General features: G+C 74.5%; 21 protein-coding genes and 2 pseudogenes. 14 read left to right on the top strand and 9 right to left on the bottom strand.

The genetic code is table 11. The annotated features are described in order from the left end of the window. The first annotated feature begins 120 nt into the window (after positions 1–120). The 5 genes from lysS (at position 121) to ACI79G_RS00825 (ending at position 7,675) form a co-directional block, all read left to right on the top strand. The gene (gene lysS / locus ACI79G_RS00845; protein ID WP_456878845.1) at positions 121–3,519 is read left to right on the top strand and encodes a lysine--tRNA ligase; all 3,399 of its coding nucleotides are present in this window, start codon (positions 121–123) and stop codon (positions 3,517–3,519) included. After that, positions 3,516–4,916 (top strand): APC family permease, encoded by a 1,401-nt coding sequence (locus tag ACI79G_RS00840; RefSeq protein WP_456878844.1) that lies wholly within the window; start codon positions 3,516–3,518, stop codon positions 4,914–4,916. Before lysS ends, ACI79G_RS00840 begins: the two co-directional genes overlap by 4 nt. Positions 4,917–4,932: 16 nt before the next feature. Continuing rightward, positions 4,933–6,093 carry an adenylate/guanylate cyclase domain-containing protein gene (locus ACI79G_RS00835; RefSeq protein ID WP_456878843.1) on the top strand — a complete coding sequence of 387 codons (1,161 nt, stop codon included), beginning with the start codon at positions 4,933–4,935 and terminating at the stop codon, positions 6,091–6,093. Between the two features lie 439 nt (positions 6,094–6,532). Then, positions 6,533–7,018 (top strand): cupin domain-containing protein, encoded by a 486-nt coding sequence (locus ACI79G_RS00830; RefSeq protein WP_456878842.1) that lies wholly within the window; start codon positions 6,533–6,535, stop codon positions 7,016–7,018. A 321-nt stretch (positions 7,019–7,339) separates the two neighbouring features. Then, a complete protein-coding gene (locus ACI79G_RS00825; protein ID WP_456878841.1) occupies positions 7,340–7,675 on the top strand; it encodes a hypothetical protein in 336 nt (111 codons plus the stop codon). A 50-nt stretch (positions 7,676–7,725) separates the two neighbouring features. Here ACI79G_RS00825 and ACI79G_RS00820 read toward each other — a convergent pair whose 3' ends face one another. The 4 genes and pseudogenes from ACI79G_RS00820 to ACI79G_RS00805 form a co-directional block, all read right to left on the bottom strand. Continuing rightward, complete coding sequence (locus ACI79G_RS00820; RefSeq protein WP_456878840.1) at positions 7,726–8,058, bottom strand: hypothetical protein; 333 nt, start codon at positions 8,056–8,058, stop codon at positions 7,726–7,728. Continuing rightward, positions 8,055–8,696: a dihydrofolate reductase family protein gene (locus tag ACI79G_RS00815; protein WP_456878838.1), complete on the bottom strand. Its 642-nt coding sequence runs from the start codon at positions 8,694–8,696 to the stop codon at positions 8,055–8,057. Before ACI79G_RS00815 ends, ACI79G_RS00820 begins: the two co-directional genes overlap by 4 nt. A 113-nt stretch (positions 8,697–8,809) precedes the next feature. Beyond that, a pseudogene (locus tag ACI79G_RS00810) lies at positions 8,810–8,997 on the bottom strand (IS3-like element ISMysp3 family transposase); the annotation flags it as partial. 107 nt (positions 8,998–9,104) lie between these two features. After that, a complete protein-coding gene (locus ACI79G_RS00805; protein ID WP_456878835.1) occupies positions 9,105–9,968 on the bottom strand; it encodes a DMT family transporter in 864 nt (287 codons plus the stop codon). A gap of 178 nt (positions 9,969–10,146) precedes the next feature. Between ACI79G_RS00805 and ACI79G_RS00800 the strand changes: the two genes are divergently transcribed. From ACI79G_RS00800 to ACI79G_RS00790, 3 genes and pseudogenes are all read left to right on the top strand, one after another. Beyond that, on the top strand, positions 10,147–11,325 hold the full coding sequence (locus ACI79G_RS00800) for an alpha/beta hydrolase family protein (RefSeq protein ID WP_456878833.1): 1,179 nt from the start codon (positions 10,147–10,149) through the stop codon (positions 11,323–11,325). Between the two features lie 447 nt (positions 11,326–11,772). Beyond that, positions 11,773–12,978 (top strand): hypothetical protein, encoded by a 1,206-nt coding sequence (locus ACI79G_RS00795; protein ID WP_456878831.1) that lies wholly within the window; start codon positions 11,773–11,775, stop codon positions 12,976–12,978. A 107-nt stretch (positions 12,979–13,085) separates the two neighbouring features. Beyond that, positions 13,086–13,247: pseudogene (locus ACI79G_RS00790) on the top strand (IS5/IS1182 family transposase); the annotation flags it as partial. Here ACI79G_RS00790 and ACI79G_RS00785 read toward each other — a convergent pair. Both ACI79G_RS00785 and ACI79G_RS00780 read right to left on the bottom strand, forming a co-directional pair. After that, complete coding sequence (locus tag ACI79G_RS00785; protein WP_456878830.1) at positions 13,247–15,109, bottom strand: DUF7846 domain-containing protein; 1,863 nt, start codon at positions 15,107–15,109, stop codon at positions 13,247–13,249. The pseudogene ACI79G_RS00790 and the gene ACI79G_RS00785 sit on opposite strands and share 1 nt — an antisense overlap. Positions 15,110–15,146: 37 nt before the next feature. Continuing rightward, a complete protein-coding gene (locus ACI79G_RS00780) occupies positions 15,147–15,827 on the bottom strand; it encodes a CPBP family intramembrane glutamic endopeptidase (RefSeq protein ID WP_456878828.1) in 681 nt (226 codons plus the stop codon). A 32-nt stretch (positions 15,828–15,859) separates the two neighbouring features. On the opposite strand from ACI79G_RS00780, the gene ACI79G_RS00775 reads away from it, so the two are divergent. The 5 genes from ACI79G_RS00775 to ACI79G_RS00755 all read left to right on the top strand — a co-directional run bounded on the left by ACI79G_RS00775 (position 15,860) and on the right by ACI79G_RS00755 (position 20,883). Continuing rightward, entirely contained in the window at positions 15,860–16,246 is a 387-nt protein-coding gene (locus ACI79G_RS00775) for a hypothetical protein (protein WP_456878827.1), read from the top strand. Next, positions 16,243–16,428, top strand: coding sequence for a DUF6186 family protein (locus ACI79G_RS00770; RefSeq protein WP_456878825.1), 186 nt, complete (start codon positions 16,243–16,245; stop codon positions 16,426–16,428). The genes ACI79G_RS00775 and ACI79G_RS00770 overlap by 4 nt, the downstream gene beginning before the upstream one ends. A 109-nt stretch (positions 16,429–16,537) precedes the next feature. After that, a complete protein-coding gene (locus ACI79G_RS00765; RefSeq protein WP_456878823.1) occupies positions 16,538–18,274 on the top strand; it encodes a pyruvate dehydrogenase in 1,737 nt (578 codons plus the stop codon). A gap of 236 nt (positions 18,275–18,510) precedes the next feature. After that, positions 18,511–20,058, top strand: coding sequence for an alpha-amylase family glycosyl hydrolase (locus ACI79G_RS00760; protein WP_456878821.1), 1,548 nt, complete (start codon positions 18,511–18,513; stop codon positions 20,056–20,058). A gap of 69 nt (positions 20,059–20,127) precedes the next feature. Next, positions 20,128–20,883, top strand: coding sequence for a hypothetical protein (locus ACI79G_RS00755; protein WP_456878820.1), 756 nt, complete (start codon positions 20,128–20,130; stop codon positions 20,881–20,883). A 12-nt stretch (positions 20,884–20,895) separates the two neighbouring features. On the opposite strand, the gene ACI79G_RS00750 is transcribed toward ACI79G_RS00755, so the two are convergent. Further along, a complete protein-coding gene (locus ACI79G_RS00750) occupies positions 20,896–21,336 on the bottom strand; it encodes an NAD(P)H-dependent oxidoreductase (RefSeq protein ID WP_456878818.1) in 441 nt (146 codons plus the stop codon). Positions 21,337–21,357: 21 nt separating this feature from the next. Next, complete coding sequence (locus tag ACI79G_RS00745; RefSeq protein ID WP_456878817.1) at positions 21,358–22,248, bottom strand: alpha/beta fold hydrolase; 891 nt, start codon at positions 22,246–22,248, stop codon at positions 21,358–21,360. 73 nt (positions 22,249–22,321) lie between these two features. On the opposite strand from ACI79G_RS00745, the gene ACI79G_RS00740 reads away from it, so the two are divergent. Beyond that, positions 22,322–22,927 (top strand): TMEM175 family protein, encoded by a 606-nt coding sequence (locus tag ACI79G_RS00740; protein WP_456878815.1) that lies wholly within the window; start codon positions 22,322–22,324, stop codon positions 22,925–22,927. Positions 22,928–22,934: 7 nt separating this feature from the next. On the opposite strand, the gene ACI79G_RS00735 is transcribed toward ACI79G_RS00740, so the two are convergent. Further along, positions 22,935–24,146, bottom strand: a complete 1,212-nt coding sequence (locus tag ACI79G_RS00735; protein WP_456878814.1) for a low temperature requirement protein A — start codon at positions 24,144–24,146, stop codon at positions 22,935–22,937. Positions 24,147–24,181 lie beyond the last annotated feature (35 nt).

Here is a 24,181-nt window from a genome sequence, read left to right as displayed (position 1 = left end):
CACACGCAGCGGGGGCCGTCCGCCCCTGAGCGCAGCGACCCACCGGGGACGCGCGAGGCCGGGGGCGACCGGCGTCGTCGCGAGGATCGCACCGCCCGGGGTCCTCCCCATCATGGCCCGGTGGTCAGCGGAACCGACGTCGCCGGGCGCAGCGCGGGGCAGCGCGCGCACCGGCTGGCCAAGCTGGAGGCGCTGCGCGCCCGGGGCACCGCCGCCTACCCCTACCGCTGGCCCCCGGACGCCACCGCCGCCGGCATCCGCGCGGCCCACCCGGACCTCGCCCCCGACGTGCGGACGACGGACCGCGTGCGGGTCGCCGGCCGGGTCGAGCTCATCCGCCGGCAGGGCTGGCTGAGCTTCGCGACGCTGCGCGACCGGACCGGTGCCATTCAGCTGTACGTCGACAGCTCCGTCCTCGGCGCCGACCGGCACGCCGAGTTCGACGACGTCGACCGCGGCGACTGGATCGGCGCCGAGGGCACCGTGATGACCACCCGGACCGGCGAGCTGTCGGTGTGCGTCGAGGACTTCGCCGTCCTCGGCAAGGCGCTGCGCGCGCCGCCGCCCGAGCACGCCGGCCTGACCGACGTGGAGACCCGCTACCGCCAGCGCTACGTCGACCTCGAGGTCAACGAGCGCACCCGGCAGGTCTTCCGCATCCGGCACGCGGCGGTGCGGGCGATCCGCCGGCACCTGGAGGACCTCGACTTCACCGAGGTCGAGGGGCCGGTGCTGCAGACCATCCAGGGCGGGGCCAGCGCGCGGCCGTTCGTCACCCACTCCAACGCCCTGAACCTCGACCTCTACCTGAGGATCGCCCTCGAGCTGCACCTCAAGCGGCTGATCGTCGGCGGCCTGGAGCGGGTCTTCGAGATCGGTCGGGTCTTCCGCAACGAGGGCGTCGACACCCGGCACAACCCCGAGTTCACGCTGCTGGAGGCCTACCAGGCCTTCGGCGACATCACCGACATGATGGAGCTGACCGAGGGTCTGATCACCGCCGCGGCACGAGCCGCCCTGGGTGAGGACCTCACCGTCAGGTACGCCGGCCACACCATCGACCTGGCCGCGACGCCGTGGCCCCGCAAGCGGTTCGCCGACATGATCGCCGAGGCCACCGGCGCTCCCATGCACCCGGCCATGCCGATCGACGACGCGCGCGCGGTGCTCGACCGGCTGGGCATCCCCTACGAGGCCTCGTGGGGCGCCGGGCGGCTGATGAAGGAGGTCTACGACGAGAAGGTGCAGCACTCGGTCGTGGGGCCGGTGTTCTGCGTCGACTACCCGCGCGAGGTCTCGCCGCTGGCCCGGGTGCACCGCGACGACCCCGCTTACGTCGAGCGCTTCGAGCTGATCGTCGCCGGCTTCGAGCTGTGCAACGCCTACTCCGAGCAGAACGACCCGGTCGAGCAGCTCGCCGCGTTCGAGGCCGAGGCCCGCGCCAAGTCGCACGGCGACCCCGAGGCCGGGGACGTCGACCTCGACTACGTCCGCGCGCTGGAGTGCGGGATGCCCTGCACCGGCGGGCTGGGCATCGGCATCGACCGGCTGGTCATGCTGCTGGCCGGCGTCGACTCGATCCGCGAGGTCATCCTCTTCCCGACGCTGCGCCCCGAGGTCCCCGGCACCGGCCCGGACGGCGCGGTGCGCCCGCTGGTCGCCCCCACCCCGCTGCCCGCCGGCAGCACGGCCGGCCCGGACGGCGCGGGGACGGCGGACGGCTCGGTCGTCGCGCTGCCGTCGATGGCCCCTTCCTCCGGCCCGGTCCCGGCACCCCCGCCCACGGCGCGCACCCATGCGCCGGCCGTGCGGGTGCTCGCCGGGCTGACCGCGCTCTCCGGCGTCCTGCAGCTGCTCACCGCCCTGCCCGTGGTGCACGAGCGGCTCGTCGGCCGGGGGACGGCGTTCGGCCCGCTGTGGGTCCCGGTGAGCGGCGCGGTCGCGTCGGTTGTGGTGGGGCTGCTGCTCCTCCTGCTGTCCGACCAGCTGGCCCGGCGCAAGGCGCTGGCCTGGCGGCTGGCGGTGCTGCTGTTCGCCGTCGGGGCGGTCGCGCACGTGGTCAAGGGGCCGCACCCGGTCGCCGTGGCGCTGTGCCTGGCGCTGCTCGCCGGGCTGGTGCGGTACCGGTCGGCGTTCCGTGCCCCGGCCGATCCGCCGTCCCTGCTGCGCCTGCTGCGGTTCGTCCCCCTGTACCTGACCGCGGTGCTGCTGTTCGGCCTGGCCGCGCTGTGGGCCGAGCGGGGGCGGGTCGACCCGCCGCTCACCCTCCTCGGGGCGCTGCAGACCGTGCTCGCCGGGCTGGTCGGCCTCGACGGCCCCTACAGCTACGGCTCCCGGTTCTTCGCGGCGTTCTACCCCGCGGCCCTGCTCGCGCTGGGGGTGGTCGGGCTGGTCGCGCTGGCGGTGCTGCTGTTCCGCCCGCTGGCCGCGGCCCGCCGTCCGCACACCGAGGAGGACTGGGCGCACGCCGAGCGGCTGGTGCACACCTACGGCTGGGACACCCTGGCCTACTTCGCCCTGCGCGACGACAAGTCGTTCTTCTTCTCCCGGGACGGCGAGGCGTTCCTGGCCTACACGTACCTCGGCGGCTACGCGCTGGTCTCCGGCGACCCGATCGGCGCCCGCGAGTCGGTGCCGCGGGTGCTGGACGAGTTCCTCGCCCTCTGCGACGAGCGGGCCTGGACGCCGGCCCTGCTGGCCGCCCGTGAGGCGAGCATGCCGCTGTACTCCTCGCGCGGGTTCAGCGCGTTCTACCTGGGCGACGAGGCGGTCATCGACTGCCGCCGGTTCACCCTCGAGGGCCCGGGCCGCAAGGGGCTGCGGGCCGCCGTCCGGCGGGTGGGGCGGACCCACCGCTTCCGGCTGGTCGCCGAGGCCGACGCCCCGCCGGCGCTGGTCGACCAGCTCAACGCGATCAGCGCCCGCTGGCGCGGCAAGCACCCCGAGCGCGGCTTCACCATGTCGCTGTCCCAGGACGTCCGCGGCGCCGGTGCAGACCCCGGGTTCCTGCTGTGCGTCGCGGAGGACGCCGAGGGCAGGCCCGGCGGCTTCCTCCGGCTGGTGCCCGCCTACGGGCCGTCGTTCGGCTACACGCTGGACCTGATGCGCCACGACCCGGATGCGCCGAACGGGATGACGGAGTTCCTCATCGCCTCCACCGCGACCGCCCTGGGCGCCCGCGGCGTGGCCCGGCTGTCGATGAACTTCGCCATGTGGGGGCGGTTGTTCGCCGACGACGTCCCGTTCACCCCCGCGCAGCGCGCGGCGCGCTGGGCGGTCGGTGTGCTGAACCCGTTCTTCCAGATCAAGTCGCTGCACGACTTCAACGCCAAGTTCGACCCCGAGTGGCTGCCGCGGGTGCTCGCCTACCGGCGCCGCGCGGACCTCCCGCGGGTGGGACTGCGCTACGCCGGCGCGGAGGGCTTCCTGGCCCTGCCCGGGCTGGGCGAGCTGCTGGTGCCCAAGGCCGTCGGCGGCGTGCCCGCGCCGTCGGCGCCGGAGCGGCGGTCGGCGGCGTGACCCGGCCGGGCGGCACCGTCCGCCTCGGCGTCCTGTCGCTGGCCATGGTCAACATCGCCTCGATCGTCAGCGCCCGGAACCTGCCGGTCATGGCCGAGTACGGCTGGTCGATGCTCGCGCTGTTCGCGCTGTCGATCGGCGTGTTCCTGGTGCCGGTGTCCATGGCCGCGGCCGAGCTCGGCACCGCCTGGCCGCGCGAGGGCGGCGTGTACGCCTGGGTCAAGGAGGCCTTCGGCGGCCGGACCGGGGCGCTGGCGGTCTGGTGCGACTACGCCGAGAACATCGCCTGGTTCCCCACCGTGCTGTCGTTCATCGCCGCCTCGCTGGCCTACGCGTTCGACCCGGCGCTCGCGGACGACCGGTTCTTCCTGGTCGCGGTCATGCTCGTCGTCTTCTGGGGCACCACCGCCGCCGCGCTGGGCGGGGTGCGGACGTCGTCGGTGATCGGGGCGGTCGGCACGATCGCGGGCTCGATCCTGCCCGCCGTCCTCGTCGTCGCTCTGGGGGCGGCGTATCTGCTGCGTGGCGGCCCCTCCGAGATCCCGTTCTCCGCCGGCGCGCTGGTGCCGGACGTGCGGTTGGAGAACGTGGCCTTCCTCGGCGGGGTCATCCTGCTGTTCACCGGCATGGAGATGGCCGGCTTCCACGCCCGGGAGACCGCCGACCCCGGCCGCACCGTGCCCCGGGCGATCGCGCTGGCCGTCGCCGTCACCGTCGCCTTCTCGGTGCTCGGCTCGCTGTTCATGGCGTTCGTCGTGCCGCAGCGGGAGATCAGCCTGGTCTCCGGGACGATGGAACTGTTCTCCACCGTGCTGCAGCGGCTCGACATCGGGTGGCTGCTGGCGCCGCTGGCCGTCGTCGTCGCGCTCGGCGGGGTCGCGCACCTGACGCCGTGGGTGCTGGGGCCGGCCAAGGGCGTCGGCGCGGTCGCCCGCGAGGGGCTGGCCCCGGCGCGGCTGGGCCGGGTGAACGGCAACGACGTCCCGGTGGCGCTGCTGGTCGTGCAGGCGGTCGCGGGGTCGGTGTTCGCGCTGCTGTTCGTGCTCGTGCCGAGCGTCAGCACCTCGTACTGGATGCTCTCGGCGGTCACCGCGCAGGTCATCGTGACCATGTACGCCCTGGTGTTCGCCGCGGTCATCCGGCTGCGGCACACGCAGCCCGACGTCCCCCGCCCCTACCGCATCCCCGGCGGCCTGCCCGGCGTCTGGCTCATCGGCGGCGTGGGCCTGCTCGGCTGCGTCGTCTCGTTCCTGCTCGGGTTCGTGCCCCCCGACCAGCTGCAGACCGGCAACCCGGTGGTCTACGTGCTGCTGCTCGCGCTGGCGACCGTGGTGCTCTCGCTGCCGCCGTTCGTCTTCGCCCTGCTCGAGCGCCGGCGCAGCGCCGTCCCGGGGTGAGCCGCACACTCGGGAGGTGCACGACGAGTGTGGGACGCGTCGCGACCCGATCGCCGCGCAGCTCGACCGGCTGCTGCTGGGGGGCCGCCGCCGGTACACCCGGGCGCAGGTGGCCCAGCTGTCCGGGCTGCCGCCGGACCGCTTCCGGCGGCTGTGGCACGCCCTGGGTTTCGCCGAGGTCGCCGAGGACGACGTCGTGTTCACCGATGAGGACGTCGCCGCGGTGCGCACCCTGCTGGACCTCGCCGACGCCGGGTCCGTGGGCCCGGGGACCGAGGCGTCGTTCGCCCGTGCGCTGGCGCAGCCGCTGGCGCGGCTGGCCGACTGGCAGGCTCCCCTGCTCACCGGCGCCCTCGGCCGGGATCGCGCCGGCCAGCCCGACCAGCCGGGCGAGCCGCTGGCGGCCGACGCGCTGCTGTCGCGGCTGCGCGAGGTGCAGGACCACGTGTGGCGCCGCCACCTGGCCGACGCCGTCGAGCGGGCGCCGACCGCACCGCCCGGCGACGAGATCCGCGAGCTGGCCGTCGGCTTCGCCGACCTGGTCGGCTACACCACCCGCACGCGCGGCATGAGCGGCGCCGAGCTCGGCGTCATGGTCGAGGACTTCGAGGCGACCGCCGCCGAGGTGGTCGCGCGCGGCGGCGGGCGGGTGGTGAAGACCGTCGGCGACGGGGTGCTGTTCACCGCGACCGACCCGGCCGCCGCGGCGGAGATCGCGCTGTCGCTGCCGGAGCGGTGGGCGGCCGGGGACCGGCCGCCGCTGCGGGTCGGCCTGGCGCACGGCCGGGTGCTCACCCGGCTCGGGGACGTGTACTCGTCGGTGGTCAACCTGGCCAGCCGGCTGACCACGGTGGCCCGCGCCGGCAGCGTGCTCGTCGACCGCGAGCTGGCCGCCCGGCTGCGGCGGCACCCCGGCTACCGGATCGAGCCGCTGCAGCGCCGCTCGGTGCGCGGCTTCGAGGACCTGCAGCCGTGGCTGGTCAGCCGCAGCGACGCCGACGAGGAGCCGAGGTCCCGTCCCAGGTCCCGCCCTGAGCTCTGGAGGGATGGGGAGGACGGCGGCCCCCCCGCGGGGTCCCGTCGCGAGCCTGCGAGTGGCGGGGAGCAGGGGGGTCCTCCCCTGATCGGCGAGCGCGCCGACGACGTCCCCGACGGTCCCGGACGTCGACCTGGCTGAGCCCCCGGATAAGGAGGACCAGGGCAACAGCTCATCGGCGCAGGAGCCCGGGTTGCGCGCCTCGACCGTGTGGGACCGCTGCATGGTCGACGCGGACGAGGTCTGGCGCTGCTCGGCAGCCGGGCAGGACGTGGCTGCGCTGGGGCTCGACCGCGTCGGTCAGAGGTAGGACCTCGGATCCGGGACGACACCGTACCTCCCGCCGAGCCGTCGGAACCCGCTGCCGACGCTGCGGCGGGTGACGTACCGGGGCCCTGGACTCCTCCGGCGCCCGGCTGTCGAGGTGTCCCCACCGGAGGTTGCCGCGGACTCATCCACTCCTGCCGTCGTTGCCGCGGTCGGCCGGGCTGGCGACGTCGACTCGTCCGGGGTGCCGGCCGACGCAGACAATCGCGCCGGCTGTCGTCAGACTGCAGGGGCGTCGTGGAAGGGAGTCACCATGACGACTCAGCTCGTTCGTGCCGCCGCGGGCAGCACGTACGACCACCTGGGTCTGCGTCTGCGTATGCGCCTCACCGGCCAGGACACCGCGGGCAGTCTCGCGCTGATCGAGCACATCGGGCGCCGGGGAGCGGGTTCGCCCCTGCACCGGCACACCCGTGAGGCCGAGACCTTCATCGTCCTCGACGGCGACCTGGACGGCTGGTCGGAGAAGGACCACACGGTCGTGTCGGCCGGCGACACCCTCTATCTGCCTTCGGGCAGCGAGCACGCGTACCGGGTTCGTAGCGACACCGCGCGGTTCCTCCTGCTCATCACGCCAGCCGGTTTCGAGCAGTTCTTCGTCACCGATGGCGCACCCAGCCATCCCGGTGGTGAACTGCCACCCGTACCCGGGCCTCCGCCTCCCGAGGCAGTGGAGCGGCTCTCGCAGATACTCAGCGACTACGGGGTGTCCATCACCGGTCCACCTCCGGCTCCCTGACGTCGGGTCGTACACCCCCGCTCGTCCCGGCGAGCTGCGATTCTGATCATCGGCCCGATCAGTCGGACCCTGCCGTTCCACATGGAGCGGATGCCGTGGGTTGCCCGGGTCGCCACGTCGAGACGTGGCCCGGAAGGTGGTTCGGACGAGCGATAGGTGCGGCCTCGTGTCCCCGAATCCGTCCTCGCGGCGAGCTGGGCAGGGGGCTCTTGAGCAGCTCACGATGGAACACCGCGCACCGTTCCGACTCGGACTCGTTCGCCGCCACGACGTCGGTGTTGCCTCTGCAGGGACCATCGCGGCGTCGCCGTCGGTTGTGACATGCCCACGATCGACCCGGTGGACGCAGCTGCCTGCGCGACTTGTGGTCGGCGGTGGACGGATGTTGACGGCGGGCGGAACTGGCTGCATCTGGAAGTGACCCGTCACGATCGCGGGGATGGACTCGACTTCCTGGATGCCGATTTCTGCTCGCAACAGCACGCCGCTGAATGGCTTCACCGACCACTGCCTGATCCAGTGCCACCAACCCCGTACGAGATGACCTCGTCTGACCGCCTCGCCAGCACTGCTGTGGGCTTGTCCTTCGGTCTTGTCGTCGCGCTCGCGGTCCTCGGACTCTGGACATTCCTGCGGTTCATCATCGGTCAGATCTGACGGCGATTCCCCCTCAGCGGCCCACTGAAGGACAGTCAGCGGAAGAGGCGTCACCAACCGCGACGCACGGCAGGTGGACGAGTGGGCGCCCAACCGATCGCATCCGCTACCTGAGGTCGACATCGCGGGAGCTTCCGGATGTCCCCGCGCGTGCTCTTGGCAGCGTCCAGCTGTTTCGCGAGGTCGAAGGCGAAGATGTGAGCCTCGGGCACACTGTGCACCTCAGCGATGTCGAGCACCTCTGTGACCGAGCCGGTCGGCCCTTGCGCCGTGAAGCTCGCCGGGATCTGACCGTCCATCAACGCCTTGGCAAGATCCCGACCTGACTGAAACCGCCCAAGCCGGCATCGGTTATCGACACGCAGGAAGATCCGCGCCGTCACGACCTCGTGAACGTGAAGTGGGTGACGCCGCTGGGTGCCGAGACCGCCTCGATGTCGTAGTCCGCCTCTAGAGCTTCGAGACCGTCCCACAGCCGCACTCCGCGACCGAGCACGATCGGCACTTGGACCAGGTGGACGTGGTCGACGAGCCCCGCCGCGATGAAGTCGCGGGCGACGGTCGGGCCGCCGCCGATGCGCACGTCCTGGCCGGCTGCCGCCTCGCGCGCGACGTCGAGGGCCTCGGCCGGCGGCGCGTCGAGGAAGTGGAATGTCGTCCCGCCGGCCATCTCGATCGGCGACCGCGGCCGGTGGGTGAGCACGAAGGTCGGCGTGTGGAACGGCGGGTTCGGCCCCCACCACCCCTTCCAGTCGGCGTCGTCCTGCCAGCCCGGGGGGCCGAACTTGCCCGCGCCCATGATCTCGGCGCCGATGCCCGGCTCGTGCTGCTGGGCGAACGCGTTGTCGATGCCGACGGTGCCGCCCTTGCGTCCCAGGATCGGGGCGCCGAAGCGGGTGGCGATCATCCACTCGTGCAGCCGTTGGCCGGCGTGGCCGAAGGGGGCGTCGGGCGCCTGGCCCTCACCGGTGGCGAATCCGTCCAACGACATGGAGAGGTTGTGGATGCGGGTCCGTGTCATCTGCTCGCTCCGTCCGCTTGGCTGCTTGCCGCGGGTGGAGACCTCTGCCGGCCTCGGCACTCATCGGTCCCGTGCGGCTCAGCTTCGTCCGAGCTGGAGCGTCCCCGGTTCCATGCACCCTCGGGTCTCGGTGGGCCTGCCGGTTGGCGGGCCACGGCTCGACGAAGTAGGTCACCTCGGCCTCGGTGGGTGGGACGCGGCCGAGGCGGTGCATGAGGCGCTGCTGGTGTACCAGGCCACGTAGTGGGCGATGGAATTCGACATCGCCGAGGCGCTGCTGCCTGCCGCGCCGGAACGGTGACTGGATCACACCCCATCGGTCCGGTCAGGGGCCCCTCACGCCGCGTTGTGGGACGACGTCCTGTGCGCTGTACCGACCCGACCCGACCCCGTCCTCGTCCGCCGTGCTCAGGCGGGAACGGGCGCGGCGTCCCGCGCCGCGGCCCGGGCCAGCGCCACCGTCGCAGCGACCATGACCAGGACCAGGACGCCGACCAGCGCCCACTCCAGCCCGTCGGCCCGCAGCCGCTCCCCCAGCACCGCGATGCCCAGGGCGACGGCGACCACGGGCTCCCCCACGGTCACCGCGGGCAGCGACGCCTCCAGCGCCCCGGCCTGATAGGCCGACTGCTGCAGCAGCGTGCCGCCGCCCATCGCGACGGCCAGCAGCCACGTCTCCCAGCTGGTCAGCAGGGCGAGCAGCCCGTCGTCGAGCAGGCTCACCACGCCCTTGGTCAGCGCCGCGCCGACGCCGAAGGCCACTCCCGCGGCGACGGCGAGCAGCACCGACCGCGCCGTCCCCCGGCGGACCGCCGCGCCGGCCAGGCACCCGCCGACGAGCAGGCCGAGGAGCACCAGTGCCGGCAGCCACGGCCGCCAGCCGGCGCGGTCGACGCCCGCGGTGGGCTCCCCCACCACGGCGAAGACGGCCAGGGCGAGCACGAGCAGCGCCGCCCAGACCCAATCCGAGCGGCGCAGCCGTCGGCCGCCCCAGCGGGCGCCCAGCGGCAGCGCGACCAGCAGGGTGGTGACCAGCAGCGGCTGCACCAGCAGCAGCGAGCCCAGTCCCAGCGCCGCCGCCTGCGCGGCGAACCCTGCCGTGTCGCAGAGCGTCCCGGCCCACCACCGCGGGCTGCGGGCCAGCGCGAGCAGCAGCCGGCCGCCGCGGGCCTGCGCCTGGGGGACGTCGGCGGCCGACTCCTGCTGCACCGCCGAGGCGACCGCGAACAGGACGGCGGCGAGCAGCGCGAGCGCCGCGGCCAGTCCATCCACCGCGCCATGCTGCCGGGCCCGGTCCGGCCCGGGAACCCCGTTGCGCGGCCTCACGGAACCGGCCGGTCCCCTCGCGCCCCGGCGCGACCCGCGAGCGCCCGCCCCCGCGCGGCGCCGGCAGGGTGCCGCGGGCTGCCGCCGGACGGCACAGTCGTCGTCCACCCGGGAGGTGACGGCCGTGCGGCCCCTCTTCACCGACGAGGACTTCCAGTTCGCCACCCGCACCCTGCTCGGCGGCGTGTTCGCCGGCGCCGCCGACGTCGGCGAGGTGCTCACCACCGTCGACCGGATCCGCGACGGCAACGGCCGGTCCTGGGTCGACGAGTGGACCGCCACCGCCGACCGGCTGCTCGCCGAGGACGGGAGCGCCGCCTCCACCGCGGCCCGGGCCCTGCGCGCCGCGAGCTACCTCGCCACCGCGACCGAGGCGGCCGACCGAACCGGCGACGACGGCCTGTTCGCATCGCTGTGGGAACGGCACCGGCGGGCCTGGGACGCCTTCGTCGACGCCACCGACCTCGCCGTCGAACGCCTCGAGATCCCCTACGAGGGCACCACCCTGCCCGGCTACCTGTTCCGGTCCGGCGCGCCCGACGACCCCCGGCCCACGCTGGTCTACACCAACGGCAGCGACGGCTCGGTGGTGGGTGCCTGGGTGCGGGGCATCTCCGGCGCCCTGGCCCGCGGGTGGAACGCGATGACCTTCGACGGCCCCGGCCAGAACGCCGCCCTCGTCCGCCAGGGGCTGCACTTCCGGCCCGACTGGGAGCACGTCGTCACCCCGGTCGTCGACGCCCTGCTCGCCCGTCCCGACGTCGACCCGCACCGGCTGGCCCTGGTCGGCGTCAGCCAGGCCGGCTACTGGGTGCCCCGGGCCGTGGCCTTCGAGCACCGCGTCGCCGCCGCAGTCGCCGACCCCGGCGTCGTCGACGTGTCCGCGGCGATGCTCGCTCACCTGCCGCACCACCTCGTGCGGCTGCTCGACGCCGGGAACCGGGAGGTGTTCGACAAGGAGGTGACGCTGGGGCTGCGGCTGACCCCGCGCGTCCAGGCGATGATGACGTGGCGCATGCGGCCCTACGGCACGACCTCACCGTTCGACTTCTTCACCGCCGCCCGCGCGTACACGCTGACCGAGGACGTCGTCCGGCAGGTCACCTGCCCGGTGCTGGTGACCGACCCCGAGCAGGAGCAGTTCTGGCCGGGCCAGTCCCGGCGGCTGTACGAGATGCTGCCCGGTCCCAGGGAGCTCGTGCGCTTCACCGCCGAGGAGGGCGCGGCCGGCCACTGCGAGCCGCTCGCCGTCGGTCTGCGCGGGGAGCGGGTCCTCGACTGGCTGGCGCGGCAGTGGGCCTGAGTGACACGGGATCCTGGTGAGAGAAGCCCAGCGACGCCAACCGCGCCCTTCGACTGGGTGTGAACTCCGGGTGAGAAGACCTCAGTCGGACCCCCACCGAGCACGCCGAGGCGATGGTCCACCTCGCCATGACCATGACCATGTCCCGACGGCTGGCCCGGTCAGCGAGGTCCACGACGCGTCCTGGGACGACGCGGCCGACACGCGCCCATGAACAGCCCCTTCCGATGAGGACACCTCGTGACGGGGTTCGCGGACAGTCGTCCAGGTGCTCGGCGCGTCACCACCGGCTGATCCCGGAGCGCGTGAACGATGGGCCCGCGACCGCTTCGTCCACGAGCAGCTGGCCGCGCTGGTGGCGGCGGTCGCGGCCGATCTGCGGATGCCGTTCGAGCCCGGTCCGACTCGACATCCGCACACGACGCCAAGCGGAAGGAGCTCGGCCACATGAGCGGGTTGTCCCGGCGGGAGTTCCTGGAGTATGCGTCGGTAGCAGTGCTGGGGATCGGGCTGGGTCGTGGCCTGACCGGGTACGACCCTGCTGAGAGCAGTGACGGAACCGGACGGCTCATCGGCGACGGGTCGACCGCCGACACAGGTCCCCAGCCGCACCAGCCAGTGCCCCAGCGGCTGGAGCCAGGACAGACGCCGCCGCAGTTCGTGGTCTTCTCCTGGGACGGAGCCGCCAACCTGGAGACCGGACTCTTCCCGCGGTTCCGCTCGCTGGCGGCCGAGTACGGCGCGGCGATGACCTTCTTCCTCAGCGGCATCTACGCGCTGCCGTCCGAACACCGGATGCTGTACGCCCCGCCGCGGCACCCGGTGGGCGCCTCGGACATCACCTTCCTGTCCACCGCCGAGGTCGTCGCCACCATGAGCGAGATCCGCGCCGCGTGGCTGGACGGCCACGAGATCGGCACCCACTTCAACGGGCACTTCTGCGGGGACAACGGGGTCTCGCTGTGGACGCCGGCCGACTGGGCCGAGGAGATCGCCCAGGCCAAGCGGTTCGTGCAGACCTGGAAGACCACCACCGGGCTGGCCGGCCGACCCGACGTGGCGCCGCTCCCCTTCGACTACGAGCGCGAGCTCATCGGCGGCCGCACCCCCTGCCTGCAGGGCCAGGAGGGGCTGCTGCCCACCGCCGCCGCGCTGGGCTGGAAGTACGACGCCAGCTCACCCGGTGGAGTGCAGGTCTGGCCCGACCAGCGGTTGGGCCTGTGGGACTTCCCCCTGCAGGCCGTGCCGTTCCCCGGCGCCCCCGCCGGTAAGGCCCGCCACGCCCTGGCGATGGACTACAACATCATGTACAAGCAGACCAACGGCGATACGGACGGCGACCCGGGCATGTACCCGACCTGGCGAGCCCAGGCCCGCGACGCCTACCTCGCGGGCTTCGAACGCGCCTACACCACCAACCGGGCGCCGCTGTTCATCGGCAACCACTTCGAGCAGTGGAACGGCGGCATCTACATGGACGCCGTCGAGGATGCCCTGCGCCAGATGGCCGAACAGCCTGACGTCCGCCTGGTGTCCTTCCGCCAACTCGTCGCCTGGCTGGAAGTCCAGGACCCGACCACACTCGCCCGGCTGCGGACGCTCTCGCCGGGTCAACCTCCTCCCGACGGATGGCGCGCCTTCCTGGCGCCCTGATCACGGCCGTGGTGTCCCTCAGGGCCCACGGTGCCGCGTAGGGGGTTCTCGCGGGAGGGGTCACAGAAGGGGTTCGAACTCGAGGGCGCCCGCCTGGCCCCGAGCACCGCGATCAGCTGCTGACCCGGCTACGCGCCGAGGGCGAGCGCGGCACCGCCCTGCTCGAGACCCGGTGCAGAGCGCTACGCCACATCCGCCTGTGCCCGCAGCGGATCGGTGCGACCGCCGCTGCAGCCTCGGTCCTGACCCCCGCCGAGCGACAGGTCCGTCAACCCAACTCCTCGACCGGGCTGCCGGTCGCGTCGGGCACCCAGCCGCCGCCGTCGGCGCGCGCCCAGGCCTGGCCCGGCCGCAGCAGCTCCACCCGCGCCCCGCCGTCGACGGTGCGGTGCGCGACCCGCCGCTCCCAGCGGTCGCCGGGGCCGTCGTCCCCCGGCGCGCGGACGGCCAGGCCGACGGCGAGCACGCCGTCGGCGTCGAGCACCACCGCCCCGGGGTCGGCCGCCGCGCCGGGCGCGGCGACGGTCCAGCTCACCTCGCCGGACGAGCCCAGGGGCTGCTCGTACGTGCGGTCCCCCACCCGCAGGTAGGCGACGGCGGAGGGCGCGCCGGCAGGGACGGCGAGCCGCAGCCGCAGGGTCACCTGCGGACCGGCGTCCACCCGCAGCGGCTCGACGACCGGCGGGTCGTCGTCGTCCTGCGACAGCCGGTACGGGGAACGGCCCGGGAAGCGCGCGGCCAGCGCGAGGTCGGCCGCGCCGCGCTGCTCGGCGTAGAGCACCGGCTGCTGCAGCGACGGGTCGTTCTGCAGGAACGGCGTGTCGCTCTCGAAGCCCAGGTCGCCCCGCTCCGGCAGGAACAGCAGCGCGTCGCCGAGGCCGGCGTCCTCGACGACCCGCTGCACCGCCCGGTACTCCTCCGTCACCTCCCGGTTGCCGGTCACCGGGCCGGGCACGGCCAGCGCGGTGAGCCCGATCATCGCCACCCCGGCGACGGCCGCCAGCGACCGCCTCCGCCGCGCCAGCCGCACCAGACCGGCGGCGCCGAACACGACCAGGGGGACGACGACCGGGAGCCAGTAGAAGGGGCCGAACAGCTCCAGGCCCTCCCACTGCGCGCTGATCGCCCACGGCCCCCAGAACGGCAGGTAGCCCACGGGCACCACCACGGCCAGCGCCGCGACCGCCCAGCGTGCTGCGCCGCGCGTCCGCACCAGGCCGAGGACGGCGAGCGCCACGAGCACCATCCCGCCGGCGACCCAGCCCGGCGTCGCGAGGAGGTTGGCCAGCATCCCGGTCGCGCCGTCGGCGGCCGTGAAGTGCACCGTGTACTGCGGGAAGACGCCGCGGTCGCCGAAGCCGAAGGTGTCCTGCGGGCCGGTGACGGTGAACGGCAGCCGGAACGGCCCGCCGACCACGGCAGCGTTGTAGACCAGCGTCAGCGCCAGCACCGGCACGGCCCCGGCGGCCACCCGGAGGACCAGGCCGGGACGGGAGAGGCCACCGCGTTCCCGGGCCAGCAGGACGGCGAGCGCGAACGGCGCGACGGTGAGCAGCGCGTCGAAGGGCCGGGCGAACGCGGCGACCCCGGCCACCGCGCCGCCCGCGACCAGCCGCGGCGTCGAGCCCAGCCGCGCCCCCGACAGCAGCAGGACGGCGGCGCCCAGCCCCAGCCCCAGGGCGGGCAGGTACGGCAGGAAGGTGCCGCTCTGCACCACGACCACCGGCGAGAGCGCGAACAGCGCGCCGGCGGTGAGGGCGACGGCGCGGTCGCGCAGCACCTCGGCGGCCAGCAGCGCGACGAGCACCGCGGCCGCCGCGGCGCTGACCGCCAGGGCCGCGCGCGGCGAGCCGGTGAGCAGGTCACCGGCCGCGATCACGGCCGGCCAGGGCGGCGTGTACTTCAGCACGATCCGGTCGCCGACCACCGCCGAGGCCCAGGGCCGGAACGCGTCGTGGTCGGCGGGGAGGGTGACCGCGCCGGTCTCGAGCAGCCGGGCCATGGCGACGTAGACCGAGTCGTCGCGGTTGAGCGAGTAGAGCGGGAAGAGCGCCAGGTTGGTCAGCACGGCCAGGGCCCCGGCGACCACCGCGAGGACGGCGAGCGCCGCCCGCCACCTCCCCGCCGTCATCGGGGCCGAGTCTACGGACGGCCCCGCCCGGGGTCCTTCAACGGTGCACGGTGGCCGCGGCGAGCAGGCCCAGGCAGTTCGTGGCCAGGTGCAGCAGGGCGGGGGCCAGCAGGCTGCCGCTGCGCAGCCGCAGCTCGGCGAAGAGGACGCCGGCGGCCGCGGTGCCCAGGCAGGCCAGCACCACGGCGCCGGTGCGCGCCAGCGGTCCGCCCGCCAGGTCGTTCGCCGCCAGCGCCCCGAGCGTGGGGCGGACGTGCCAGAGGCCGAACACGGCGGCGGAGACCCCGGTCGCCCCGCGCCGGGACAGCAGCCGGCCCAGCGCCGCCAGCAGCACCCCGCGGAACGCGACCTCCTCCCAGAGGACGGTCCCGAGCGGGATCCGGACCAGCACCTGCCCGGCGAGCTCCCCTCCCCCGAGGCCGGCCACCCGTGCGTCGCCGAGCAGCGGCCGGAGGGCGGGCACCGCCAGCGCCGTGCCGTAGCCGGCCGCGACCACCGCGGCACACGCGCCGCCCCACCGCGCGCCCGCCGCGAGCCGCCGGCGGCCGAGGCCGAGCTCGGCCCAGGACAGCCCGGCGGCGCGGGCGGCGACCAGCAGGACCCCCGCCGCCGCGACGTTGGCCAGCACGTAGGACCCGGGCCGGCCCGGGAGCCGGTGCACGATCAGGTTGTTCCAGGCGCCGAGGACGGGGACCAGCGCCACGGCGAGGACCAGCACCCTCCTGCGGTCGGCTGCGCCAGCATGCACGGATGCGGTGTTCCCGCTCCACGCGCCGGCTCACCTGCGCCGCGGCGGCCCTCGCCTGCGCCGCCGCGGTCGCCGTCGCGGGCGAGCTGTCCGCGGGCGCCCTGCTCGCCGTGGCCGCCGCCGGTGCCGTCGTCACCGCGGCGGGCCTGGCCCGGCGCGCCGGCGCGGGGACGGCGCCGGTGGGCCGGCGTGGGCTGCCGTGGCTCGGCTGGCTGGGAGCGGCCGTCGCCTGGGAGCTGGTCACCCTGGCCGACGACGACCTGCCCACGCTCAGCGACCTGGCCGACCCGGTCCTCGCCTCGCCGGTGCTGCGCGGCGGGGCGACCCTCGCCTGGCTGGCGGCCGGCGCCTGGCTGGTCACCCGTCCCGGGTCCCGGCGGCCGGGGTGACCGGCGCCGTCGGGTTCGCCGTCCTGCTGGTCGCCGCCCTCGCGCTGGAGGCCGCCGCGCGGCGCGGCGCGGGGCCGGCGACCGTCCGGGAGGCGGTCGGCGCCGCCATGCGGACGACACCGGGCCGGGTCGCGGTGCTGCTCGCCTGGGTGTGGCTCGGCGTGCACTTCCTCGCCCGCTGACGGCGTGTCACCGCAGCACGCCCCCCGCCACGACTCGACCGCGGGCCGCTCGGGTAGGGCAGCCCAGCCGGACGCGGTCGCCGCCGCTCCCCCGTCCCCGGAGGTCGCCATGGCCCACCCGACCGTCGCCGCCCAGCTGGTCCGCATGCTCCGCGACGCCGGTGCCCGCCGGGTCTACGGCGTGGTCGGAGACAGCCTCAACCCGGTCGTCGACGCCGTCCGGCACACCGAGGGCATCGAGTGGGTGCACGTCAGCAACGAGGAGGGCGGCGCGTTCGCGGCGGCCGCCGAGGCCCAGGTCACCGGGCAGCTGGCGGTGTGCGCCGGCTCCTGCGGACCGGGCAACACCCACCTGCTGCAGGGTCTCTACGACGCCCACCGCAGCGGCGCCCCCGTGGTGGCGATCGCCTCGCACATCCAGTCGCAGGAGATCGGGATGGGCTTCTTCCAGGAGACCCACCCCGAGCGCACCTTCCAGGACTGCTCGTACTGGTGCGAGGTGGTCACGCCGAAGCAGATGCCGCACACCCTGCGCGTCGCGATCCAGACGGCGATCGGCAGGCGCGGGGTCTCGGTGGTCGTGCTCCCCGGTGACCTGGCGGCCGAGGAGTCCGGCGGCCCGACCGTGCCGACCGCTCTGGTCTCCCGGCCCTCGCCGGTGCGTCCGGTGCCCGAGCAGGTGCAGGCCCTGGCCGACGCGCTGAACGCCGCGCGCACGGTCACGCTGTTCTGCGGCGCCGGGTGCGCGGGCGCGCACGACGAGGTCGTTGAGCTGGCCGGGCGGGTGCTGGCCCCGGTCGGGCACGCGCTTGGCGGCAAGGAGTGGATCCAGTACGACAACCCGTACGACGTCGGGATGAACGGGCTGCTCGGCTACGGCGCCGCGCACAAGGCCACCCACGAGGCCGACCTGCTCCTGCTGCTGGGCACCGACTTCCCGTACACGAACTTCCTGCCCCAGCGGCGGACGGCGCAGGTGGACGCCGACGCCGGTCACCTCGGCCGGCGCAGCCCGCTGGAGGTCGCCGTCCACGGGGACGTCGGCGAGACGATCCGGGCGCTGCTGCCCCTGCTGGAGCAGAAGACCGACCGGCGCTTCCTCGACTCGATGCTGCGGCAGCACGCCGAGGCGCTGGAGAAGGTGGTCGACGCCTACACGCACCGGGTGGAGCGGATGCGGCCCATCCACCCCGAGTACGTGGCCGCGCAGCTCGACGAGCTCGCCGACGACGACGCCGTCTTCACCGTCGACACCGGGATGTGCAACGTGTGGGCGGCCCGGTACCTGACGCCCAACGGCCGTCGCCGGGTCATCGGCTCCTTCCGGCACGGTTCGATGGCCAACGCCCTGCCCCACGCCGTCGGCGCGCAGTTCGCGGCGCCGGGCCGGCAGGTGGTGTCGATGTCCGGCGACGGCGGCCTGGCGATGCTGCTCGGCGAGCTGATCACCGTGCGGCTGCACCGGCTGCCGGTCAAGGTCGTGCTGTTCAACAACGCCTCGCTGGGCATGGTGAAGCTGGAGATGATGGTCGACGGCATCCCCGACTTCGAGACCGACCACGAGCCGACGGACTTCGCCGCGATCGCCGAGGGGGTCGGCATCCGGTCGATGCGGGTGGAGGACCCCCGCGACGTGCGCAGCACGCTGGAGAAGGGCCTGGCCGAGCCCGGCCCGGTGCTCATGGAGTTCGTCACCGACCCGAACGCGCTGTCCATCCCGCCGGCCATCACCGGCGAGCAGATCCGCGGCTTCGCGACGTCGGCGACCAAGCAGGTGCTCGGCGGCGGCGTCGGGAAGATGATCGACCTGGCCCGCAGCAACCTGCGCAACATCCCGCGCCCGTGACCGAGCTCGCGAGGTCACGCGTGGGCACAGCACGGTCCTCCGCCACGAGGCCGACGAGCGCCGGCGAGGAGGGCTGGTGACCGAGCTCGCGAGGTCACGCGTGGGCACAGCACGGTCCTCCGCCACGAGGCCGACGAGCGCCAGCGAGGAGGGCTGGTGACCGAGCTCGCGAGGTCACGCGTGGGCACAGCACGGTCCTCCGCCACGAGGCCGACGAGCGCCAGCGAGGAGGGCCCGTGACGGAGTGGTGGCGACGCGGCGCGGTCTACCAGGTCTACCCGCGGTCGTTCGCCGACTCCGACGGCGACGGGGTCGGCGACCTGCGCGGCCTGCAGGCACACCTGGACCACCTCGTCGACCTGTCGGTCGTGGCGGTCTGGCTCTCGCCGGTGTTCCCCTCCCCCATGGCCGACTTCGGCTACGACGTCTCCGACCACTGCGACGTCGACCCGCTGTTCGGCACGCTCGCCGACCTCGACGACCTGGTCGCCGACTGCCACGCGCGCGGCATCCGGGTGGTGCTGGACTGGGTGCCCAACCACACCTCCGAGCAGCACCCGTGGTTCCGCGCCTCCCGGTCCTCGCGCGAGGACCCGAAGCGGAACTGGTACGTCTGGCGGGACGGCGCCCCCGACGGCGGGCCGCCCAACGACTGGCGCTCGGAGTTCGCCGCGGTCGGCCCGGCGTGGAGCTACGACGAGCCCACCGGCCAGTGGTACCTGCACTCGTACACGCCGCAGCAGCCCGACCTGAACTGGGACGAGCCGGAGGTCGAGGCGGCCATGCACGACACGATCCGGTTCTGGCTCGCCCGCGGCGTCGACGGGCTGCGGATCGACGCGCTGCAGCGGCTGGCCAAGGACCCGCTGCTGCGCAGCAACGCCGGCTCCGACCGCCGGCACGACCAGGACTGGGAGACCGCGCACGAGCGGCTGCGCGGCATCCGGCGGGTGGTCGACGAGTTCCCCGACCGGATGATCGTCGGCGAGGTGTACCTGCTCGACCTGCGCCGCGTGCTGGCCTATCTCGCCGGCGGCGACCAGCTGCACCTGGCGCACAACTTCGTGTTCGTCCACCTGCCGTGGGACGCCATCGCCTTCCGCACCGCGATCGAGGAGTTCGAGGCGCAGGCCGAGCCCGAGACCTGGCCGGCGTGGTTCCTCGGCAACCACGACCACTCCCGCATCGCCACCCGCTACGACGACGGCGGGCACGGTCCGGCGCGGGCGCGCGCGGTTGCGCTGCTGCTGACCGCGCTGCGGGGCACGCCGTTCCTCTACCAGGGCGACGAGCTGGGACTGCCCGACGCGGTCGTCCCGCCGGACCGGGTCGTCGACGTCGACGGCCGCGACCCCGAGCGGTCGCCGCTGCCCTGGCGGCCGCCGTCGGTCGCCGGCCCGGGAGCCGGGTTCACCACCGGCGAGCCCTGGCTGCCGCTGGTCGCCGACGCCGAGCGGCTGTGCGTCGAGCGCCAGGCCGCCGACCCGTCGTCCACGCTGTCCCTGGTCCGCCGCCTCGGCGCGCTGCGCGCCGCCTCCTCCGCCCTGCAGACCGGCCGGCAGCGCGTGCTGGACGCCGCACCGGGGGTGCTGGCCTGGCTCCGGGAGGACGGCGACGAGCGGCTGCTGGCCGCCGTCAACCTCAGCCTCGGGCCGCGCGCCCTCGCCCCAGGTGAGGAGTCCACCCTGCTCGTGTCCACCGACCCCGACCGCCCGACCTCGGCGGTGCGCGACCTGGTGCTGCTGCCGGACGAGGCCGTCCTGCTGCACCTGCACGGCGGCTGACCTGCTTGTCGGCGGACCGGCGCCGGCACCACGATCGGCGGCGACCGGTCCGCGGCGCGGAGGTGGCGGGTGGACATCGACCTCGAGCTCCTGCCCGAGCTGACCGGGCGCCGGGTCGTCGTCGCCTGGATGGTGCTGGCGTTCCTGGTGACCTTCCTGGTCACCCGGCTGGTCACCCGGGCCATCCGGACCGGCCGCGGGCCGTTCCGCGACGCCAGCATCGGCGGGGTGCACGTGCACCACGAGGTCTACGGCATCTTCCTGCTGCTGGGCACCGGCACCCTGGAGTTCACCTACCGGCCCGGGACCCCGTGGCTCCAGGTGCTGGCCGTGCTGTTCGGGGCCGGCGCCGCGCTCACCCTCGACGAGTTCGCGCTCTGGCTGCACCTCGAGGACGTCTACTGGAGCCGGCAGGGTCGCAGCTCGATCGACGCCGTCCTCGTGGCGCTCGTCGTCGGCGGGCTGCTGCTCGTCGGCGCGAACCCGTTCGACGCCTACGACGCCGGTGGCGAGACGATCGTGTGGACCACCGTGGGGGTCAACCTGGTCTTCGCCCTGGCCGCGATCCTCAAGGGCCGGGTGGTGCTGGGCGTCGTCGGCGTCTTCGTCCCGCTGGTCGCGCTCGTCGGCGCGGTACGGCTGGCCCGGCCCAGCTCACCGTGGGCCCACCGGTGGTACCGGCCGGGCTCGCGCCGCCGGGCCCGCGCCGAGGCCCGCTTCCCCGCCGGCCGCCGCACCCGCTGGGACGCGCTGGTCGACCTGTTCGCCGAGGTGCCCCCGCACCACGCGCCCACGGCTGCAGCGCCGCCCGTCCGGCCGGGGTGAACGGGCGCTCCGCTACAGCTGGACGGCGACGGTGGCCGCCAGCTCGCGGACGGCCTCGAGGTCGGCCGGGCCGGGCGCGCCGGTGAGGCTCAGCGGCGCGGCGACCTGCTTCCACCGCAGCGCGCCGGTGATCCGCTCGATGCTGCGCAGCGCGCCCGCGGTGTCGTCGTTGCCGTGCACGTACACGCCGTACGGGAGACCGACGGTGGCGTCCAGGCACGGGTAGTAGACGGTGTCGAAGAAGTGCTTGAGCGCCCCGGACATGTAGCCGATGTTGGCCGGCGTCCCGAGCAGGACGCCGTCGGCGGCGAGCAGGTCCGCGGCACCGGCCGAGAGCGCCGGGCGCACCTCGAGCCCGACCTCCTCGACCAGCGCCACCCCCTCGCGCACCGCCTCGAGCACGGCCTGCAGGGACGGCGAGGGCGTGTGGTGGACGACGAGCAGCCGGGGCACGCGGGCATCCTCCCCGCCCGGTCAGGGGCGCAGCGCGCCGTAGACCTCCGCGGCGTGGTCGAAGACGGCGAAGTGCCCCTCGCCGACCAGCCAGTGCGCGGTGCAGCTGGGCAGCATCGCGGCCAGCACCCGGCCGAGCCCGGCGGGCACCTGCCAGTCCTGCGTGCCGTGCCAGACGTGCACGTGCTGCTCCACCGACGACAGCGGGAACCCCCACGGCCGGAACAGCAGCGCGCGGTCCTCGGCGAGCGGGGCCGCGCCGTTGCGCAGCCCCTCGGTGAAGGTCTCGGACAGGATGCGCCGGACCTCGGGACGTCCGATCACCCGCCGGTCGACCGGGTTGAGCCGCGCCTGCAGGTAGCGCGGGATGGCCGCGGGACGCAGCGCGACGGGGGCGAACAACGGCCGCAGCAGTGCCGCCGCCGGCGACGGCCGGTGCGCGGCCGACCGCAGCCGCCGGGGCACCCACTGCGGCCAGGGCCACGGGACGTCGGGCGGCGGCGCCCCGCCCAGCACCCCGACAGCCCGCACCCGGGGGCCGAACGCGGCGGCGCACGCCAGCGCGTAGGCGGCGCCGCCGGAGAGGCTGAGGACGGAGAACTCGCCGACGCCGAGGGAGTCGAGCAACCGGGCCACGTCGTCGGGCCAGTCGACCACCCGCCGTCCCGGTTGCGGGTCGGATCGGCCGAAGCCCGGCCGGTCCGGGACGACGAACCGCACCCCCCAGCGCCGGTAGTCCTCGGGGTCCTCGACGTGGCGCTCCAGCCGGGAGCTCGGTGAGCCGTGGCAACCGAGCACCACCCGGCCCGCCGGGTCGCCGTACTCGGCGTACGCCATCGCCCGCCCGTCGGGCAGCCGGATGCTGCCCTCCCGGGGTCCGGGTCGTCCGCCGTGGCCTGGTCGCTCGCGCATGCCCCGGCCCCTACCCCGCCGGTCGGCGCTGCGACCGCCCCACCTCGTCACGTGCGCCCCTAGCCTGCGGCGGGTGCGCACCGACCGGGGCCTCGACCGGCTGATCACCTTCCTCGACGCCGTCGTGGCGATCGCCATCACGCTGCTCGTCCTGCCGCTGGTCGACGTCCTCCCCGACGAGGGTGCGACGCTGGACCTCGACACCCTGCTGGCCGACGAGGCCGGCCGGTTCGGCGCCTTCGCGCTGAGCTTCGCGGTGATCGCCCAGCTGTGGCTGGTGCACCACCGGATCGTCGAGCGGGTCGGCTCCTACGACCGGCCGTTCGTGCTGGTGAACCTGCTCTGGACGCTGACGATCGTGCTGCTGCCCTTCGCCACCGAGGTGGCCGCCGTCTACGGGAACAGCACCCGGCTGGGGATCGCGCTCTACATCGGGACGGTGACCCTGAGCTCGGCCTGCCTGACCGTGCTGAGCCTGATGGTCTCCGGCCGGCCGCACCTACGCCGGCACGGCTACGACGGCGCCGAGGACGACCCGATGGGCTCCCTGCTCACCACGGCCGCCTTCGGCGTCGCCCTCGTCCTCGGCGTCGCCGTCCCGGCGGTCGGCTACCTCGCGCTGCTGCTGCTCTTCCTGCCGGACCCGGTGCGCCGGCTGCTCGCCCGCCGGGCCCGCTGAACCGGTCTCAGACCTCCTCGACGGCCACCCGCCCGGTGGACCGCTCGACCAGCCCGACGACCACCACGGCGACGACGACCGCGGCCAGCGCGCCGACCACAACGGCGGCCGGCAGCTCCAGCGCGACGTCCACAGCCGCGACGGCGGCCGCGACGACCGGCCACCACAACCCGCGCCGTGCCCCCTTCTTCGACATCCCCGCCTCGGTGACGGCCACCGACAGCAGGTAGACGACCACCCCGCCGGCCAGCACCAGGCGGGTGCCGGTCGGCACCTCGCCCTCGCCGCTCTGCACGACCGCCAGCTCCAGCCCCGCGCCGATGGTGGCCAGCGCCAGGGTCAGCGGCAGCTGCCCGAAGACGTACACGTCGTGCGAGTGGTCGCTGCGCTCCCCGCCCACCTCGCTGAGCAGCTGCTTGGCGCGTGCCCCGGCCAGGTCGAAGTAGCTCCACCACAGCGCCGCGGCCAGGACGAAGCCCAGCGCCGCGACCAGCACTCCGGAGCCGGTCCAGTGGGCGGAGTGCAGCCCGTGGGCGATGCCGGCCACCGACTCGCCGAGCACCAGGATCACGAAGAGCGCGAACCGCTCGGGCAGGTGCTCGACGTGCAGCGGGACGTCGGCCGACGAGCGCGTGGCCACCAGCGGCACCAGCACCTCGACCAGGATGGCGGCGGCCCACAGGGCGAACCCGATCGGCCGCGGCACCGCGAGGGACACCGCCCACAGCATCGCCCCGATGACGGTGCCGATCATGTACAGCCGGGCGATCGGCCGGGCACCGGACACGTGCCGGTGGGCACGGAGGTACTGGAGGAACAGCGTCGCCCGCAGCACCAGCTGGCAGCCGACGAAGACGCCGAAGTAGGTGCCGGTCGCCTCGGTGGCGGTGGCGGCCATCCCGATGACGGCGGCCATGCTGCCGAGCTTGAGCAAGCGGTAGACGACGTCGTCGTGGTCGAACCGGTTGGCGTAGAGGGTCGAGCTCACCCACGCCCACCAGACGGTGGTGAACAGCCCGGCGAACACCAGTTCCCCGTGCCAGGTGACGTCGGCGCGGAAGTCGATGGCCAGTTCGGCGACGACGAGGACGAAGGCCAGGTCGAAGAAGAGCTCGAGCCGCGAGGCCGAGCGCTCGTCGTCGGTGCGCAGCTCCGGCGCGCGGACCAGCCCGCCGACGAGCGCACCGAGAGCGGATCGGGGTGAGCTGCGGTCGGTCACGACACTCCCGGGGTCGAGGGGTGCCACCTCCCCTA

The sequence above is a fragment of the Geodermatophilus sp. SYSU D00779 genome (assembly GCF_054050595.1).
The sequence above is the reverse complement of the archived record's forward strand: the minus strand, read 5'-3'. Positions and strand labels throughout refer to the sequence as shown.

Excerpts from the sequence above, each read along its gene's own strand:
- ACI79G_RS00830 (WP_456878842.1), top strand. The coding sequence starts at position 6,533 with ATGACGACTCAGCTCGTTCGTGCCGCCGCGGGCAGCACGTACGACCAC.
- ACI79G_RS00825 (WP_456878841.1), top strand. The coding sequence starts at position 7,340 with ATGCCCACGATCGACCCGGTGGACGCAGCTGCCTGCGCGACTTGTGGT.
- ACI79G_RS00815 (WP_456878838.1), bottom strand. The coding sequence starts at position 8,696 with ATGACACGGACCCGCATCCACAACCTCTCCATGTCGTTGGACGGATTC.
- ACI79G_RS00795 (WP_456878831.1), top strand. The coding sequence starts at position 11,773 with ATGAGCGGGTTGTCCCGGCGGGAGTTCCTGGAGTATGCGTCGGTAGCA.
- ACI79G_RS00785 (WP_456878830.1), bottom strand. The coding sequence starts at position 15,109 with ATGACGGCGGGGAGGTGGCGGGCGGCGCTCGCCGTCCTCGCGGTGGTC.
- ACI79G_RS00775 (WP_456878827.1), top strand. The coding sequence starts at position 15,860 with ATGCGGTGTTCCCGCTCCACGCGCCGGCTCACCTGCGCCGCGGCGGCC.
- ACI79G_RS00765 (WP_456878823.1), top strand. The coding sequence starts at position 16,538 with ATGGCCCACCCGACCGTCGCCGCCCAGCTGGTCCGCATGCTCCGCGAC.
- ACI79G_RS00745 (WP_456878817.1), bottom strand. The coding sequence starts at position 22,248 with ATGCGCGAGCGACCAGGCCACGGCGGACGACCCGGACCCCGGGAGGGC.